We start from the raw sequence: 17797 nt of genomic DNA on the forward strand, positions 1-17797 counted from the left end.
TCCGATAAACTTGCGAACATCACAAGACACAGACCTTAAACATGAAAACAGCTGATCAAAAAATGCCCACCACACACGGCGAAGACGAATCGTCATCGCGGCGCAGCAAAATACTCGCTGCAGCGGCAGACGTATTTGCTCAACAGGGCTTTGATGGCACATCTTTTGGCACCATTGCCCAAGCAGCGGACGTAAAGAAATCGCTGGTGCAATATCACTTTAAAAGTAAAGAAAAGCTTTGGCAGGAGAGCATTCACTGGGTTTGGAAGCAGCGTGACCAAGCGCTGCCGAAATATTTACAAAGAACCTCGCTTAATGACGGTAACAATAACGCTCAAATGGTGCGCGAGCTATGCAAGCAAATTTTGCAATTCACCTTTGATCACCCCCAGTGGGTAAAACTCATGTTTCAAGAAGCATCCACACCCAGCCCCAGACTAGACTGGATGGTAGAAACATTTTTTAAAAAGGATTTTGCAAACGGTAAAGCCGTTATCGAGCTTGCGCAGCAACAAAATCTGCTACCCAAAGTAGATGCGATGGATCTGCTCCACATACTATCAGGAGCCTTGATCTATTTAGTCAATGTTGCGCCAATTAGCCAAAGAGTCTTAGGAGAAAACCCCAATAGCGAACAATACATAGATAGGCACATCAATACACTCGTGTGCCTGCTTCAAGGGGCACCAAGCATTACTGCCAATAGTTAATTTCATTAAGGGCGAAAGCACTCCCGCTGGGAGCACAGAGAAAACCACATTTCTGTGGCTTAACGACTCTATTAGCACCAGCCTTTGCCAGACTCAATTTTTCTACCCGAGTCTTCCGCCAATTGCTACACTCAACACAATTCCTAAATTCTAAAATCAATAAAGTAACAAACTATGTGGAATAAACCCCAATGTGCTACCGCTTTCATGCTAATTTTACTTTCTCTGCAGGGCGCATATTCAAGCGCACTCGCTGAAGAAAATAATAACTCAGCAACAAATAATAAGACCCCACCCGAAGGTATGCGCTGGATTCCGGCGGGTAGCTTTATAATGGGGTCTAAGCACGAGGTCATGCGCGACGCCCGCCCCGCCCATAGGGTCACCTTACACGGCTTTTTCATTGATCAAACCGAAGTTAGCAATGCTGAATTTAGTCGCTTTGTAGAAGCTACCGGCTATGTCACGCTAGCGGAGCGCCCATTAAACGCTGCAGATTTTCCCGCGCTCCCCCCCGAGGCCCTCAAACCAGGCTCATTGGTATTTAGCTCACCCAAGCACCCACTCCCACTCAATCAAGCCCAGCGCTGGTGGCGATTTCAGCTTGGTGCAAATTGGCGCCACCCTGAAGGCCCAAATAGCGATATCAGCGATCGCATGGATCACCCCGTAGTACATATTGCTTGGCAAGATGCCGCCGCCTATGCGGCATGGGCTGGCAAACGGCTGCCCACCGAAGCCGAGTGGGAATACGCTGCCCGCGGCGGCCTAGACGGAAAAGATTATATCTGGGGGGACGACTTTAAACCCGAGGATCACTTTATGGCCAATACCTTTCAAGGCCACTTTCCCAGCAATAACACTGGCGCCGACGGTTATATCGCCACCTCGCCAATCAAAAGCTACCCCGCCAACGGTTATGGACTTTATGATATGGCGGGCAATGTCTGGGAGTGGACGGCCGATTGGTACGACGCCAATGCCTATAAAAAGCGTACCGCCAATGGTGGGGAAATTATCAATCCAGTCTCAAAAACCGCCTTTGACCCCAGCGAACCAAACCTAGACAAACGCGTACAAAAAGGCGGCTCGTTTCTGTGCACCGACCAATACTGCAGCCGCTACATGCCGGGCAGTCGCGGCCGTGGCGACCCAAATACCAGCAGCAACCATGTTGGATTTCGCTTAGCAAAAGATGCGGATTAATCGAGGTTGAGAGGGCGTCGTTCACTTGACGACGCCATTCGCTGCCACAAAAAATTGACGTATTTCATCTCCCGTACAGTAGCGGCAGATCAGACAGCATAGCCCCGTGGCGTCACGAGCAAATTTATAAACCCCTCGTTCTCTGGTTCATTATCCAGCTCAGCAACCCAATCACTTAAATGTTGAGCTTGCGCGGGAATCAATTGATGCTCGATATGATCAATAATGTGGTATTGCATATCGAAACTCTCGAGCAATTCAATAAGCTGATGAGCATCGGCTCCCGAATGCCGAATACCGTAGGGACAAAATTCCAAAATAATACACAGATGGGCGCTATTGGCGGCAATAAGTTTTCGTAGGCCATTAACTACATAAAACTCAGCGCCTTGAGTATCTATTTTTAAAAAATCAATACGCTGGGTTTGAGCTTCAAGGTGCTGGTCGCCGTGCACCAATTGAATTGGGTAACTTGCGCGCTCGCCACTATCGGCATAAATTCGGTGATCACCAAAGTTATCACTCGAAAGAAACAAGTTGCCAACTTCATCCCTATCACTTATAGCCACCGGATGGAGCGTCACATTGTTCAGCTCATTTAGCCTGACATTTTCCTGCAGTAACTCAAAGTTATTTACGTCTGGCTCATAAGCTAGAACCCTGCCGCTGGAACCGGCAATATCACTTGCCAGCAGCGTGTAGTAACCGATATTTGCGCCAACATCAACGAACACCCCGCCGCTCTTAAAATGTTTGATGAGCAACTGCGTTTCGTAAGGCTCCCAGCATTGCTCGATGCGTAATTTTTCAGAAATAATCGTGTCGCTTGATCCGTGAACACGCATTTTAAGACGCTGAGGCAAACCCGCTATATTAAGTTCGACAGTCTGCGCGGAGGCTGAATTCTCTTTAATTTGCACCATATCCCGCTGCCTAAGTGAAGTTCGGGTAATCAGACCAATAGTATTGCAGGTCTGCTTTCTGCCAATTTTCATATATTTGCGACCAGCTTAACTTGTCTATGCGCCAACCGTGGTGCGGCTCAAGATTACTTGAAAACACCGGCGCACCATAATCGCAAAAGCGGGTATCGACACTCATTCGTACAACAGAGTCACTAATGTTTGCTTGAGCGGCATGTACGGTAAATGCGTTGAAGATAATGACATCACCCTGAGCCACATCTGAGACATGCCAACTGACTTCATCTGGATAAATTTCGCATTGAACATTGCCAACACCGGCGGACTGCATTACTTCCCGCATGCCGCGTTTATGCGACGCTGGCAGTATTTTAAGCCGCCCCATCTCGCTTGAAACATCATGTAAGGCCACCCAGATTCCCGCCATCGAACTTGGGGCAACATGAGAACGCGCATCTTGATGGGGTGGTGTTTCATAACCAAGCTTTTTTGGTGTTGATATGCGTGCCATCTTCATGGGGTACACAAATACCTCACTATTACTGACGGTACGCATCAGTTGGAGCAGCTCGGCGTCGTGGAAAAACCCATGAAAGGACTCTAGAGCTTGAATTTTCGGATAAACCTCATCCCAAATAGCATCGGTTTCGACAAAGCCCTCCCCAGTTAAAATGGGTAATTGCCGAGATTCATCCATACTGACATAAGGCGACAAACGCGAAAGAATATCTTTTAATAGGCTTGCGCATTTTTCAGGGGCAACATATTGCTTAAAATAAAGATAACCCCACTCCTGAAAACGACTGCGAAGAATATCTGGGGCCTCATTGGCATCCGAAGGAATAAGAGCTTGATCACCGAGCATAGAGATAAATGCCAAATTAGAGTCTGAGTAAAATTGCGTAAACGAATCCAAGCGATTTTACGCAAGACAAAATCGAAACGCCAATATTTGCCCAAAGATGCGCTACTGAGTGACTTTAATGTCATACGCACATAACAATATTACATGAATAAATTAAGCTACTCGTTCTGCCTTGTAATTTTCAGCCAGAACCGTCACTGTTGCTAGGTAGCTTACTATTTTCGGTCTCGATGAAAAGCATATTATATCCACAATCTTCCAGCACCAAGTTAAGGCTGCATGTAGATACACTTCACCAGTTATACATTGAAGTAAGCGGCAATCCCTTGGGCATTCCCGTTGTGTTTTTACACGGCGGCCCCGGCTCTAGCTGCAACGAAAATCATCGCCGCTACTTCAACCCCAATTATTACTACATTATCACCTTTGATCAGCGCGGCTGCGGCATGTCCACACCCAAGGGCGAACTCGCCGATAACACCAGCCAACATCTAGTAAACGATCTGGAGCGAATAAGAGAACATTTTAATATTGATCAGTGGTTGATATTTGGCGGTTCTTGGGGCGCATGTTTGGGCCTACTTTATGCGCAGGCTTTTCCTAAAAGAGTGAGCGGCATAATCCTGCGCGGTTGCTTTTTAGCTAGAGAGAAAGATTTACTCTGGTTTACCCAGCATGGTGCTAGTGAGGTATTCCCAGAAGAATGGCAGTTATTTATTCAGGACATTCCAGAAAGCGAAAGAAGTGATCTTGTAGCCGCCTTTTATACACGCCTTCATCATGGCGATCATGCAACTCAACTCAAATATGCAGCAATCTGGGCAGACTGGTCCAGTAAAGTCGCCACCCACAATTTAAGCGCCAGTTCGTCGAAACACAAACCTGACGACGCACTAATTTTAAAAGTTAAAATTGAAACTCACTACGCCTTTCATCGCTACTTCATTGAAGAAAACCAAATTCTCAATCGTATTGCTGCATTGCCTCCAGTCCCTGTCACCATCATTCACGGTGAATTAGACCAAACCTGCCTGCTAAGCGCATCGCGGCAACTTGCGGCCAACATCCCAAATTGCAATCTATTAGTGCTCCCCGATACCGGCCACCTAATCGAAGAATTGAAAATGATTGAGGCACTCGTTGCCGCCACCGATCAATTCATCACCACATATAAAGACAGCACTACTAAATGACAGTAAGGCCACGACGTTTGACGAATATACCGTCGCACTATGCATTGATAAGCTTCGCGCAAAAATTTAAGCGAGATGCCCAATATGGAAAATATCGTTATTGTCGGCGGTGGTGCAGGTGGCTTGGCGCTTGCCACTCAGCTAGGAAATAAATTCAAGCGCAGCAAAAAAACCCAAATTATATTAGTCGATAAAAATCCTAGTCATATATGGAAGCCCCTGCTCCACGAAGTCGCAGCAGGATCAATCGACTCAGCATTCGACGAGCTCAACTACCGCTATCACGGCAAGAAGAAGCACTTCAATTTCATTCTCGGCAGCTTAGAAACCATTGATCGCGAACAGCAGATATTAGTTTTAGCTGAGCGTCGAGACGACGCTGGAGAGCTCATTACACCTCAGCAACACCTACATTATGACTACGCTGTTATTGCCATCGGCGGTGTAAGCAACGACTTCGGCGTGCCCGGCGCGAAAGAGCACTGCTACTTCTTAGACGACAAAGATCAAGCCGAACGCTTCCATCAACACTTACTAAACCAGACAGATCGTCTCAGCTGTGAATCATTGCACTCTGAGCCCAATAATAAGTCCCATCCTGTGTTACGCATTGGTATTGTCGGCGGTGGAGCCACCGGTGTAGAACTGGCCGCCGAACTACAACACACGGCACAAGGTTTGTCAGGCTACCAAAGAAACGTGGCAGCTAAAGTTGATTATAAAATCACTTTAATTGAAGCTGGCCCGCGCATACTTCCAGCGCTTTCAGAAAAGCTATCTAAAGCAGCGCAGCTCACCTTAGAAAAAATTGGCATCGACGTGCACTGCAACACCGGCGTTAAATCATGTTCCTCCGAAGGCTTTATTACACCCGACAGCGTCATAGAATGTAATATTCGCGTTTGGGCGGCAGGGATAAAAGCACCACCACAACTCGCCAGTATTACCGGATTAGAATGCAATAATCGCAATCAATTAATCGTTAAACCAAGTCTGCAATCAAGTAAAGACAAAAGGATTTTTGTCATAGGAGACTGTGCCAGCTGCGCATTACCAGACGGTGGCTTTGTTCCACCGCGAGCGCAGGCAGCACATCAAATGGCGAGCTTGGTGTACAAAAACATTCTTCGCAGCAAGCGCAATAAGGCACTAAAGGACTTTCGCTATCGCGACTACGGCTCACTGGTATCACTCAGCAATTTTAATACGGTGGGAGGCTTAATGAGCGGCTTTGTCGGCAGTGAAATGCGCATAGGCGGCCCCATTGCCCGTCTTGCCTACCTATCGCTATACCGCATGCATTTGTTTGCAATACACGGCCTGTACAACTCTCTCCTTATTGCTCTTGCAGGTAGAATACATCGGGCGATTAAGCCTAAATTAAAGCTGCATTAAGAATAGAGCGGGGTTAGAAAGTAAGCGAGTGAATAATTTTTACTTTGACCACGAATCTTTCTGCCCCTGAATCTTTGACGAATTTTAAAAGTGCCGCATAACACTTCTATCTACTAGCCATCATTTAGTTATTTTCACTTTTTCGGTCGCGGCAACCAACCCTCTGAGGAAGCGAATTCCTTTTTCTAGCTCCTCGCGCTTTACTTGATGAGGCTCAGCACTTCGGTGCTCAGATGTATTGGCTTGATGAGCAGCATCACCACGCTTTGCAATTAGCGTATCAAGCGTTTTCTTAGCCGAGGCAGCGTCAAAATTTTGCCAAGCCCATTCCTTGGTAATATCTATTTCAAAATAGTCTATAAATAACCGGCGGGTTCTTTCTGAGTTTGGGCTAAAAAACCGCTTAAGATCTTGCTCAAGCCGCTTACGCACAAATTTCCCGATAGGACTCCCTTCTACCGACTGGAGCCATATATCGAACTCATCTGCGACGCGATCCTTAACGTATGTTTCCCAAGCTGCTAACGCCATTACGAGTCCGGCACGCTTAAGAACTTCACCACTTTTTCCATTCGATGAGGTCTTCTCAGCATCAAAACGAGCAAGAAGGTCTTCTGCATCAAGAATGGATCGATCAAATGCGTCAGCTGCTTTAGTCATTTTCCCTTACGTCCATTTAATACAAGCCCATATCCGTACAAACCAGAGCATTACGATAATTTAAAAAATGGAGCATGGAAAGCGTCTTTTACTCACTCACGAAAAAAGCCCCGCTTGAATGCCAAGCGGGGCTTTTATTTCACCGCCGTCTATAACCGGCGGTATTCTCTTACTTAGCTTTTAGGGATTTTAAAGGTCCACACGCTGCCACCTTGGTTCAGGTTTTTAATGCGTTTGGCCACTTCGCCTCCCCACAATGGAATTGCACCGCCCCAACCAGATACGATGGTGACGTATTGCTCGCCATCTTTATCCCAAGTTATGGGTGAACTTACAATGCCAGAGCCGGTATTGAATTTATAAAGTAATTCACCGGTTTTAGCATCGAAGGCCATTAGGTAACCTTCTGGGTTCCCCATAAATACCAGGTTACCAGCAGTTGCAAGAACACCACCCCATAGCGGAGCGTTGTTTTTAAACTCCCATTTAATCGTACCCGATACTGGATCAATGGCTTTCAAAGAACCAATGTGATCGTCAAAAATGGGTTTAATAGTAAAGCCAGAGCCAAGATAGGCCGCTCCTTTTTTATAGCTGACGGGTTCATTCCAGATATCCATACCCCACTCGTTTGATGGAACATAGAAGTAGCCCGTGTCTTGGCTATACGCCATAGGCATCCAGTTTTTACCGCCAAGGAATGAAGGCACAGCAAAGACTGATTTACCTTTCGTACCATCAGTACCCGTCGTTGCAGGATTACCAGGGCGCATATCTTCGTCGTAAATCGGGGTGCCATCTTTATTCAAACCCTTCGCCCACGTCATTTGTTTAATGAAGGGAAGACCGCGAATAAACTTACCGTTGGTACGATCAAGTACGTAGAAGAAGCCATTTCGGTCGGCGGTTGCCGCAGCCTGAATGGTTTTTCCACCCTGCTTATAGTTAAAAGAAACCAGCTCATTTACACCGTCAAAATCCCAGCCATCATGCGGGGTAGTTTGGAAATGCCAAACGATTTTTCCGGTATCTGGATCGATAGCAAGACGAGACGCACTGTAAAGGTTGTCACCTGGACGAAGATGCGAATTCCACGGCGCTGGGTTACCGGTACCAAAGAAGAGTAAATCCACTTCCGGATCATAAGTGCCGCCTAACCATGTAGCTGCACCGCCGGTCTTCCACATATCGCCAGGCCAAGTTTTTCCTGCTTTGCCGCCGGTAATGCCATTTTCTTTACCACGCAGATAGCCCATATGCCCTTCAACGGTTGGACGACTCCAAATCATCTCACCGGTTTTAGCGTCACGCGCCTCTACCTTACCGACAATACCAAATTCACCACCAGACACGCCGGTAATAACCATGCCTTTCACAACCAGAGGTGCAGCGGTCATTGAATATCCCGCCTGATAATCTCCGACGGTTTTGCGCCAGACTGGCTTGCCCGTCTTGATATCTAAAGCAACTAGCTTGGCATCTAATGTGCCAAAAATAACAAGATCGCCATAAAGTGCGGCACCACGGTTTACTACGTCACAGCAAGGCATAATGCCATCTGGCAGTCGTGCATCGTACTGCCAAAGCTCCTCGCCACTGGCGATGTCTACGGCATATATACGTGAATACGAGGCTGTAACATACATTACGCCATCTTTAATTAAAGGCTGTGATTCTTGCCCGCGCTGTTTTTCACCGCCAAACGAGAACGACCATATTGGCGATAATGATTTTACGTTTTTGGTGTTTACAATTTTCAACGGGCTATAACGTTGTCCCTGCGGTCCCAAACCGTAAGAAACGACATCACCAGTAGTCGTTGCATCATTTAAAATATCTTTATCAGTAACACCGGCATTAAGTAGCGAACTGAAACTAATAGCAGCCACTGCAGCTGCTAAAGAAACAGATCTTGCCATGCACGTTATTTTCATTGGAACTCTCCTTCCTAACACTTAGATTTTATTTTCAAACACCCAGTATTTTCTGTTCTATCGCATAAGCCTGTACGCGAAAAATTCAAAATAATTCACGATCATGTTAGTGCGATCTGAGTCTGAGTATGTGACGACCGCTACACGCTCACAATTGATCTAGAGGCCTGCAGTTACTATCCATTGGTATTGGTTTGGTAGTAAAAAATATGAAATTTTAGCGGGGCATTAAAAGAGAGGATTTATGTTACACGTCTGTTGTTAACAGCTGCCTTCTAAGATTCAACGTCATACATAGATGGGCGCTCGTAGGAAACGCGGTAACGCGAGAATATGGCTTCCATTTCGCCGTTTGTAACCATATCCGAAATAACGGCATCGACGGCATACCCAAGCTGGCGATAGCTATGTTTTATGGCAATACCGATATCCCAACTTTTACGCCCAAGCGACTCGAGGCCGTCGTTATCAATATCGAAATTATGTGGCTTGCTATCTAGGCCCCACTCTAATTGACTGCGCATACCAGCAACAGCGCTTAATTTGCCAGTCTTAAAATCAGCAAGGGCAGCAAATACTGATGGGTAGTGATGTACATTCTCACGCAGACGCCCCTGATAGGTTCCGACGAGAAAAAAATCTGGCAGGCTGTCTAATTCAACACCGATAGGCTGATATTGGAAGATAGCGAGATTTCTAACTTTACCGGTTTTATTTAAATCCCTAAGCAACTGCCAAGACTCTTTGTGATAGGGCGCTAACATGACCACCATATCATTGCGGGGCAGGCCATAGCCGTCTTGCGCATAGGAAAACTCACGATCATAGGGGACACGCATCATGACGTCTGCCACTTTGCGCCCTATAACACTGCCCTTCCAGACCGCATTACGCAGATCGTCATCCACGGTTTCATCGGCGGTCAGCCAAAACCAACGCGGCTCTACGCCCATTTCGCTTGCAATACGTTTACCAATGTCTATATCGATGCCCGCTGGCTGCCCGTCTTTTAAAAATGAGTAAGGTGGAAAATCCCGATATACGGCAAACTCAATAAACTGAGATTTGATAACGTCATCATATTTACGCGCATGCGCCGTGCTAGCAATGGCAAAAGCCAGCAACAAACACAGCGCGTGCAACCACAATGACATGCGTATAAGGCCCATTACTCAGCACTCATTCGCCTAGCTTTCTGGTATCTAAATATGAGCGAATCGCCCACATAGCTTCTTGACTTAAAATTCCTTCAAATGGAGGCATATATACACGTCCGTCGATAACCGCACCGTGACGAACCCTGGTCATGAACCACTGATCAGACTCTTCAATATCGACATATTCGTCCGGATCATTAAGCTTTCTTAGGTCTGGCGTCATGCCACCCGAAATTGCCTCTAGACCGTGACAGCGAGCACAATTTTGGTTGTAGGCCGAATCGCCCACCCGTATTGCCTCGGCGTCACCGCGATAGGGGTTAACATCACGCCACTCCTCACCCAGCTTGGGCAAGGTATCAGTATTTACCGCCTGCGGGGTGACATCACCGTGGGCTAAAACCCAAGCAGCTTGTGCCCCTAAAATCAAAATTACGCTGCTACGCAGAGCACGCTTAACCGTTAAATTACCCATAATATTCCTCAACCAATCTAACATTATTTTCTAACTTGACGGCACCGCGCTCAGCCAAATCGTATTGTGCTGATAGCCTAACAAACACCTAATTCCTGACAATTGTGCTTTGGTGTGAGGAAGTGCCGCGCAGACTACACCCTAAGTAGTAGTCGCCAGATATTGGATCAAGGGGAAATGTAAATAGAAGTCGCACGACAAATAATCTACTACTTTAGTCGCATATCATTACTACCTTCTTCATATATCAATACGCATGCGCTCCACATAGCATGAACGATAGACCAATTCAGTAGTAAGCGATAAACGCCAGAACCACCACTATAAAAATAGAGAGCCAAGGCTATGGTATTTAATATCCTATTCACTGCAGCTAAGCATATGTCGCTTAATACGCAGCTAAATTTTTTTAGCTTCTTAGGCTAATGAAAACACGTATCCCCACTCCCCTTAGCCTGATAATCACTGTTGTTTATTTGGTGCTCTATTCGCTGTCGGCTACGGCACTGACCAAGCAACAACGCGATATTCCGATACTATTCATCGAACAAAAACACGTTGAAACCCCAGTCTTATCAAATATACGTAGAACACCGGAAACATCGGGATTAGATGGCACGCAACTCGGCATCAACGATAACAATACAAGTGGGCGCTTTACTGGCGACAACTACCAACTTAAGGCGACATTAGTAAATGACGACAGCGAGGCCGCAGCCGCAGCTCGCGCGTGGATAAAAGACGGCAATGCATTTATAGTCGCGAAGCTACCCGCCGCCGCATTGCTCAAGCTAAGTCGCGACGAGGACATTGCCAAGCATGCCATCCTCTTTAATATTTTGACGAAGGACGATGCGCTTCGTCGTAGTCAGTGTCGCCCGCGTTTACTTCACACCATTCCAAGCCGAGCGATGCTCACAGACGGGCTTGCACAGTTTTTAATGTCAAAACGTTGGAAAAAATGGCTATTACTACGCGGCCAGCGAGTTGAAGATAAGTTATTTAGTGCCGCTCTTAAACGCTCCGCTCATAGATTTGGTGCAAACATTATTGAAGAGCGTGAATGGCAATTTAACGCGGACCTGCGTCGCTCTGCACAAAATGAAATCCGTTTATTTAGCCAAGCCAAAGATTACGACGTTACCTTAATCGCGGATGAAATCGGTGATATAGGTGAATATATTCCCTATAACACCTGGCTAGCTAGGCCCGCCGCAGGCACACAGGGCTTAACGCCAACAGGGTGGCACTGGAGTATTGAGCAATGGGGCGCGGCCCAGCTTCAAAATCGATTCAGCGATTACGCTAAGCGCGACATGAATGATATAGATTACGCAGGGTGGTTGGCGGTGCGCGCTATTGGCGAGGCCGTAACACGAAGCAATTCCATTCGCGGTGACGAGGTATACCAGTATTTAATGAGCGATGATTTTCAGCTCAGCGCGTTTAAAGGTCGCAGCTTAAGTTTTAGAAAATGGAACGGTCAACTTCGCCAGCCGATTCCCCTAGTTCACCCAAACGCACTGATCAGTCAATCGCCTCAAGAGGGTTATCTTCACCCCCACTCAGAAATGGATACGCTGGGCTACGACCGGCCTGAGGTGAACTGTGCATTTGAGGCATCAATACTGTGAGAGCACTATGAAAAATCACCGCAGCTTCCGCATTGTCCGCGCCAGTGCATTACTAAGTTTATTGGGCCTAGCAATACCAAGTATGGCTGAGCAAGTGTATATCTCTAATGAGAAGGACAATACCCTGTCGGTAATTGATTTAGACAGCCTTAAGCTTATCTCAACAATAGCGGTTGGCCAGCGTCCCCGAGGCATCACGTTCAATAAAGACTTTAGCCAGCTTTATATTTGCGCCAGCGACTCCGACAGCGTGCAGGTGATGGATGTTAAAAGCCAAGAGATTATTGCGAACCTACCCTCTGGCGAAGACCCCGAGCAATTTGCCCTGCACCCTAACAATAAGCACCTCTATATTTCCAATGAAGACAACGCAGTAGTCACCGTAGTTGATACCGAAAAACGCGAGGTGATTAGCCAAATAGATGTTGGTCTGGAACCGGAGGGAATGGCTGTTAGCCCTGACGGAAAATGGGTGGTCAATACCTCCGAAACCAGTAACATGCTCCACTGGATAGACAGCGGCACCCACAAGCTAATCGACAATACCCTGGTTGGCCAACGACCAAGACATGTAGAGTTTAGCGACGACGGCAAAACATTGTGGGCGTCTTCTGAAATTGGCGGCACCGTCAGCGTAATAGATGTGGCAACTAGAACCATTAACCGCGAATATTCATTTCATATACCCGGCGTATATAAAGACAAAATACAGCCCGTAGGCATTACCCTCACCCACGACAATCGGCTTGCTTTTGTTGCACTCGGCCCCGCCAACCATGTTGCTGTTATCGACATAGCCCAGCAAAAGGTCATCAAGTATTTACTCGTTGGACGCCGAGTCTGGCATTTAGCACTTAATTCCGATGAAACGCGACTAATCAGCAGCAATGGTATTAGCGGCGACGTATCGGTAATCGATGTTAAATCCCTTGCCGTATTAAAAAGCATTAAAGTCGGCCGTTTCCCTTGGGGGGTTGCGGTAAAACCGTGACAGCAAGACCATGAGTAATATTGCACTGCACATTGAAAATCTCAGCTACCGCTACGGCGAACGCTACGCCCTGAGAAATCTCAGTTTAGATATTAAAGAGGGCGTATTCTTTGGATTGCTCGGCCCTAACGGGGCGGGAAAAACCACACTCATGTCCTTGCTCACCCGACTGCTGAAACCAGCCAGCGGTGAAATTGGCGTCTTTGGCTATTCCTTAAGCAAGCACGCTAATGAGGCAATGCGTCACATTGGTGTGGTTTTTCAGCAGAGCACTCTCGATCTCGACTTGAGCGTAGCGCAAAACCTTGAATATCACGGTGCACTGCACGGCATTGCGCCACGGGAAGTGCGCTGCCGTATACAGCAGGAGCTGTCACGCTTTGAGCTTTTAGATCGTCTACACGACCGTGTCCGAGATCTAAACGGTGGCCACCGCCGCCGAGTGGAGTTAGCTCGCGCCCTGCTCCACCGTCCCAAATTACTGCTGCTAGACGAAGCCTCCGCTGGCTTAGACATAGACACAAGAGCCAATCTTAATAAGCACGTTAGAACACTGTGCACACTAGATGGTATCGCTGCACTGTGGACAAGCCATTTAATTGAAGAGTTGCACAGTGAGGACCAAATATTAATTTTAAATAATGGCCAATGCCTTGCCCAAGGCCAAGCTAGAATCCTACAAAACAAACACAAAGCAAAAGATTTACCCGCATTGTTTTCACAATTAACAAGGCCAGCAGAATGAATGCCCTCGCTTATTACTACTGCTTTGTGGGTATACTCAAAAGGGAGACGTACCGATTTCTACAGCAGCGCTCTCGGTTTTTGTCATCACTTGTACGACCTCTTCTATGGCTAGCAGTTTTTGCTGCAGGGTTTCGATCCGCCCTCGGCATTGCCATTATTCCACCGTATGAGACCTATATAAGTTACGAGGTCTACATCGCACCAGGTCTAATTGGCATAATTTTGCTGTTTAATGGCATGCAAAGCTCACTGTCTATGGTCTACGACCGCGAAATGGGAAGTATGCGTGTGCTACTTACCAGCCCGATTGCGCGCGCCTACTTACTGGTCTGTAAATTACTGGCTACCTCCTTGGTATCGCTGTTTCAAGTGTATGCCTTTATCGCTATCGCCCGACTCTTCGAGATTACGCCACCGCTGATGGGCTACGTCTACCTGCTACCTGCAGCTCTATTACCCGCGTTGATGTTAAGTGCATTGGGTTTGTTCTTATCGTCGATAATACGGCAGCTTGAGAACTTCGCGGGGGTAATGAATTTTATTGTATTTCCCATGTTCTTTTTATCATCTGCGCTTTATCCGCTCTGGAAAATGCGCGAGTCGAATGAAATTACTTATCAAATCTGCGCATTTAATCCTTTTACTCACGGAATTGAATTAATTCGCTTTGCACTTTATGGACAGTTTAATCTATTAGCCTTTTCAGTTTGTTCCATAACAACCTTGGTCTTTTTAGCACTGGCAATAATTGGCTACGATCCAAAGCATGGATTGCTAAAACGAAAATCCGGAGGCTAATAATTATATGAATATGCCTAACAACAAGAGATATCGCAGATTAAGCATCAACAAACAGCTCGCATTGCGTTATATTAACGCTACGTGCGCTTCCATAACGATAATTATTCTATCTCAGCACGAGGTATAGAAATCATGATTCACATTATTATTGCCGATGACCACCCCCTATTTCGCGAGGCCATTCGCAATGCCGCCCAGCAACGCTTCCCCGACGCGTTAATTACTGAGACGGCATCTCTGGACGAAACCTTGGCGTATATCGAACAGCATTCCGATGTCGACTTAGTGCTACTTGATTTAAATATGCCTGGAATGGACGGCTTAAACGGCATAGTGAATCTACGCAGCACTTATCCAGACGTGCCGGTCGTAATACTGTCGGCGGAAGAAGACAAAAATATTGTTTTACAGTCAATGACCTATGGCGCAGTGGGCTTTATTACGAAATCTATGCCCCGGGAAAAAATTATCGCCGCGATTGAACAAATACTCGACGGCCAAGCGTTTCTTCCCCCAGACATCATTCGCCGTGCCGCGAGTAATAGCCACAGTCGCCGACAAGATAATACCGGCATACCAACAGAAATTATTTCATCTCTCACTCGTCGCCAATTACTGGTATTTGAACGCATGGCGAAAGGCGAATCGAATAAGCAGATTGGCTATGAATTAAATATCGCAGAAACCACCGTTAAAGCCCATGTATCTGCCATTTTGAGGAAGCTAAAAGTTCAGAATCGTATGAAGGCGGTACTGTGTGCATCTGCAGTAGATTTTGATCACTACCTGCATCGTTCACACTAGGTATTTGTGTTGCGTGTTAATTTTAAATATTAAGAAAATTATTTTTCTGACAACAAATAAACCAAAACTGATTTTAACTTTAAGGGCTTAATAGGTTTATTCAAAAGATGAAAGCCCAGCTCCTTAACCTGCTGACGCAATTCATTACTATAATTCGCCGTAATCATCACCGTCGGTAATGATGTAGACAACTGCTCTCTTATAATAACTTCGGCTTCAAGCCCCGTGGTATCGTCATCAAGATGATAGTCTAAGACTAAGGCATCAGGGCGCGGGCTTAGTAGTTCAGATTTATTCCGCAAGTCATCCAAAGACTGAGCACAGACGACCTCACAACCCCAATTTGCCAACACCAGTGCCATTCCCTCACAGATGGCCCAGTCATTATCAACGACCAAGATACGCTTTCCGGTAAGTGGATCCTGCCGTGACTCTGGGCGCACGTCTTCCTCGACAAAAATGTACTCAGATTCTCCCGCATATGGCACGCAAACTGAAAATACCGATCCCTTACCAAGAGTGGATTGCAATTTAATTTCGTGATTTAAAACCGTAGACAATTTATCGACAATCGCTAGCCCTAGACCTAAGCCTTTGTCTTCCCGCTGTTTTTTGGCATTGACGCGCTTAAACTCTAAAAATATTTCTTCTAGCTGATCGCTAGGCACACCCACGCCGGTATCCCAAACTTGAATTTCAAGATAATCCGCTCGCCGACGACAACCCAGAAGTATCCGCCCTTTGTCGGTGTAACGAATAGCATTACTCAAAAAATTACGCAAAATACGCGCGAGTAGCTGGCTATCGGAGTAAACAGATATATTGCAGGGCACAAAACTAAATTCTAAATCTGCCCTCGCCGCCTGTTTTTCAAATTCATTTGCGAGATTTCGCATTAATTCATTTACAGGGAAATAATCTAGAATTGGCTCGACAATCCCCGCTTCCAACTTAGAAATATCTACCAAGGTCCCAAGCAAAGACTCTACATCGCTGAGTGAATAGCTCAGTGAATTTACCAACTTCACTACACTATCTGGCAAATCGTAGTCCATTAAAGCAGTGGCAAAAAGTCTTGCCGCATTTAAGGGCTGCAATAAATCGTGGCTCGCCGCCGTCATAAATTTTGTTTTGGAAATATTGGCATCTTCCGCTTCACGCTTGGCTTCCAATAATGACTGTTCTACCGACGCCCGCTCGTCAATTTCGATACGCAGTTGATGATTTAATGCCGACAACTCAACCGTGCGCTCATGAACACGCTGCTCCATATGTTTATAAGCATTCTTTAGGGCCTCAGCAGTACGGCGTTGCTCGGTGACATCTTGGTAGGTGTTTACATTTCCACCACCGGGAATCAGATGGCTTTTAATTGCTATAACCCGGCCATCGTCCAGTAATTGCTCTGCCTCAAACAAGGCGCGCTGGCCACGATTAATATTAGCGTCGAGGGAATAGTTAAAGCCCTTCAGTGGAGAGTCCGCGAGCAGGGCATCAAAATCCGTACCACGAGACACATTCGCTGGCTCTATACTAACTAAGTTAGTAAAGCGATCATTCCAAGCTTCTACACTTCGCTCACCATTAACCAGCACCACACCTAGCGGTAAGTTGGCGATTAGTGATTGTAAAATGCGGTTTTGCTCTGCTAGTACTTTTTCTTGCCTAGCAATTTCACTTTCCTTTACTTGGGTAATATCGCTATAGGCTACCACCAGACCGTCGTCTGCAGTCGGTCTTTCAGACACCTGCAGCCAGCGACCATCGGCGAGTCGAATTACCGTATCTCGGAAAATATCTCCTCGCTGCACTAACTTCTCAAATGGCTTGCCTTCTGGATCGTAAATACCATGCTCAAGCGCCATTGGCGTGAGCTCTTTAAACGTTGTAACCCCCACTTCAATTTTTGCATTAGTATGGCGCCAAAATTCATAGAAATGGCTATTTGCCAATACTAGGCGGCGGTTTTTATCAAATAGCACTATCGCATCAGAAATACTTTCTATTGTATCGAGCAGACGCTGCTGAGAGTGCGCCGACTCCAATCGGGTTTCAGATAGGCTTTGATTTGCTTCTTCGAGTTTATAAAGGGTTCTACGCAGCTTTATGGTGCGATCTTTGACCTTGTCTGCCAATAGAGCCGCGTTTTGAAAAGAGCGATACGCATCTCCATAATTTGCCCAGCCCTGTTCAACTCTTTCTATAAGAACTTGGTTAGTTTTTTTTAATTTTTCGTTTTCATAACGCAAGGCTTCCAGCACACTTTCAACGCCTTTACTTTGCGCTACATTGCTATCCATTT

At 46.4% G+C, this 17797-nt stretch carries 16 protein-coding genes; 9 read left to right on the plus strand and 7 right to left on the minus strand.

Annotation, left to right across the window (positions count from 1 at the left end; all coding sequences use genetic code 11):
• Positions 1-41 precede the first annotated feature (41 nt).
• The gene (locus C0068_RS03970; RefSeq protein ID WP_103683203.1) at positions 42-710 is read left to right on the plus strand and encodes a TetR/AcrR family transcriptional regulator; all 669 of its coding nucleotides are present in this window, start codon (positions 42-44) and stop codon (positions 708-710) included.
• A 207-nt stretch (positions 711-917) separates the two neighbouring features.
• Positions 918-1916 carry a formylglycine-generating enzyme family protein gene (locus tag C0068_RS03975; protein WP_199176106.1) on the plus strand — a complete coding sequence of 333 codons (999 nt, stop codon included), beginning with the start codon at positions 918-920 and terminating at the stop codon, positions 1914-1916.
• A gap of 89 nt (positions 1917-2005) precedes the next feature.
• Here the strand turns inward: C0068_RS03975 and C0068_RS03980 are convergent, their stop codons facing one another.
• Both C0068_RS03980 and C0068_RS03985 read right to left on the minus strand, forming a co-directional pair.
• Entirely contained in the window at positions 2006-2839 is an 834-nt protein-coding gene (locus C0068_RS03980; RefSeq protein WP_158249908.1) for an FkbM family methyltransferase, read from the minus strand.
• A gap of 10 nt (positions 2840-2849) precedes the next feature.
• Positions 2850-3719, minus strand: a complete 870-nt coding sequence (locus tag C0068_RS03985; RefSeq protein ID WP_233208729.1) for a phytanoyl-CoA dioxygenase family protein — start codon at positions 3717-3719, stop codon at positions 2850-2852.
• 215 nt (positions 3720-3934) lie between these two features.
• Between C0068_RS03985 and pip the strand changes: the two genes are divergently transcribed.
• Entirely contained in the window at positions 3935-4897 is a 963-nt protein-coding gene (gene pip / locus C0068_RS03990) for a prolyl aminopeptidase (protein WP_103683206.1), read from the plus strand.
• A gap of 84 nt (positions 4898-4981) precedes the next feature.
• The gene (locus C0068_RS03995; RefSeq protein ID WP_103683207.1) at positions 4982-6292 is read left to right on the plus strand and encodes an NAD(P)/FAD-dependent oxidoreductase; all 1311 of its coding nucleotides are present in this window, start codon (positions 4982-4984) and stop codon (positions 6290-6292) included.
• Between the two features lie 120 nt (positions 6293-6412).
• On the opposite strand, the gene C0068_RS04000 is transcribed toward C0068_RS03995, so the two are convergent.
• From C0068_RS04000 to pedF, 4 genes are all read right to left on the minus strand, one after another.
• Positions 6413-6952, minus strand: a complete 540-nt coding sequence (locus C0068_RS04000; protein WP_103683208.1) for a HEPN domain-containing protein — start codon at positions 6950-6952, stop codon at positions 6413-6415.
• 173 nt (positions 6953-7125) lie between these two features.
• Entirely contained in the window at positions 7126-8886 is a 1761-nt protein-coding gene (locus C0068_RS04005; RefSeq protein ID WP_103683209.1) for a methanol/ethanol family PQQ-dependent dehydrogenase, read from the minus strand.
• Positions 8887-9161: 275 nt separating this feature from the next.
• A complete protein-coding gene (locus tag C0068_RS04010; RefSeq protein WP_103683210.1) occupies positions 9162-10055 on the minus strand; it encodes a substrate-binding periplasmic protein in 894 nt (297 codons plus the stop codon).
• 10 nt (positions 10056-10065) lie between these two features.
• A complete protein-coding gene (gene pedF, locus C0068_RS04015) occupies positions 10066-10518 on the minus strand; it encodes a cytochrome c-550 PedF (RefSeq protein WP_103683211.1) in 453 nt (150 codons plus the stop codon).
• Positions 10519-10943: 425 nt separating this feature from the next.
• Between pedF and C0068_RS04020 the strand changes: the two genes are divergently transcribed.
• From C0068_RS04020 to C0068_RS04040, 5 genes are all read left to right on the plus strand, one after another.
• Positions 10944-12152: an ABC transporter substrate-binding protein gene (locus C0068_RS04020; protein ID WP_103683212.1), complete on the plus strand. Its 1209-nt coding sequence runs from the start codon at positions 10944-10946 to the stop codon at positions 12150-12152.
• A gap of 7 nt (positions 12153-12159) precedes the next feature.
• Positions 12160-13143, plus strand: a complete 984-nt coding sequence (locus C0068_RS04025) for a YVTN family beta-propeller repeat protein (RefSeq protein WP_103683213.1) — start codon at positions 12160-12162, stop codon at positions 13141-13143.
• Between the two features lie 10 nt (positions 13144-13153).
• A complete protein-coding gene (locus tag C0068_RS04030; RefSeq protein ID WP_103683214.1) occupies positions 13154-13888 on the plus strand; it encodes an ATP-binding cassette domain-containing protein in 735 nt (244 codons plus the stop codon).
• Positions 13885-14688 carry an ABC transporter permease gene (locus tag C0068_RS04035; protein WP_103683215.1) on the plus strand — a complete coding sequence of 268 codons (804 nt, stop codon included), beginning with the start codon at positions 13885-13887 and terminating at the stop codon, positions 14686-14688. The genes C0068_RS04030 and C0068_RS04035 overlap by 4 nt, the downstream gene beginning before the upstream one ends.
• A 135-nt stretch (positions 14689-14823) precedes the next feature.
• The gene (locus tag C0068_RS04040; protein WP_103683216.1) at positions 14824-15495 is read left to right on the plus strand and encodes a response regulator transcription factor; all 672 of its coding nucleotides are present in this window, start codon (positions 14824-14826) and stop codon (positions 15493-15495) included.
• A gap of 38 nt (positions 15496-15533) precedes the next feature.
• Here C0068_RS04040 and C0068_RS04045 read toward each other — a convergent pair whose 3' ends face one another.
• Positions 15534-17795, minus strand: coding sequence for a hybrid sensor histidine kinase/response regulator (locus tag C0068_RS04045; protein WP_103683217.1), 2262 nt, complete (start codon positions 17793-17795; stop codon positions 15534-15536).
• Positions 17796-17797: the final 2 nt, after the last annotated feature.

The organism is Zhongshania marina (assembly GCF_002915595.1).
Lineage (GTDB): Bacteria > Pseudomonadota > Gammaproteobacteria > Pseudomonadales > Spongiibacteraceae > Spongiibacter > Spongiibacter marinus_B.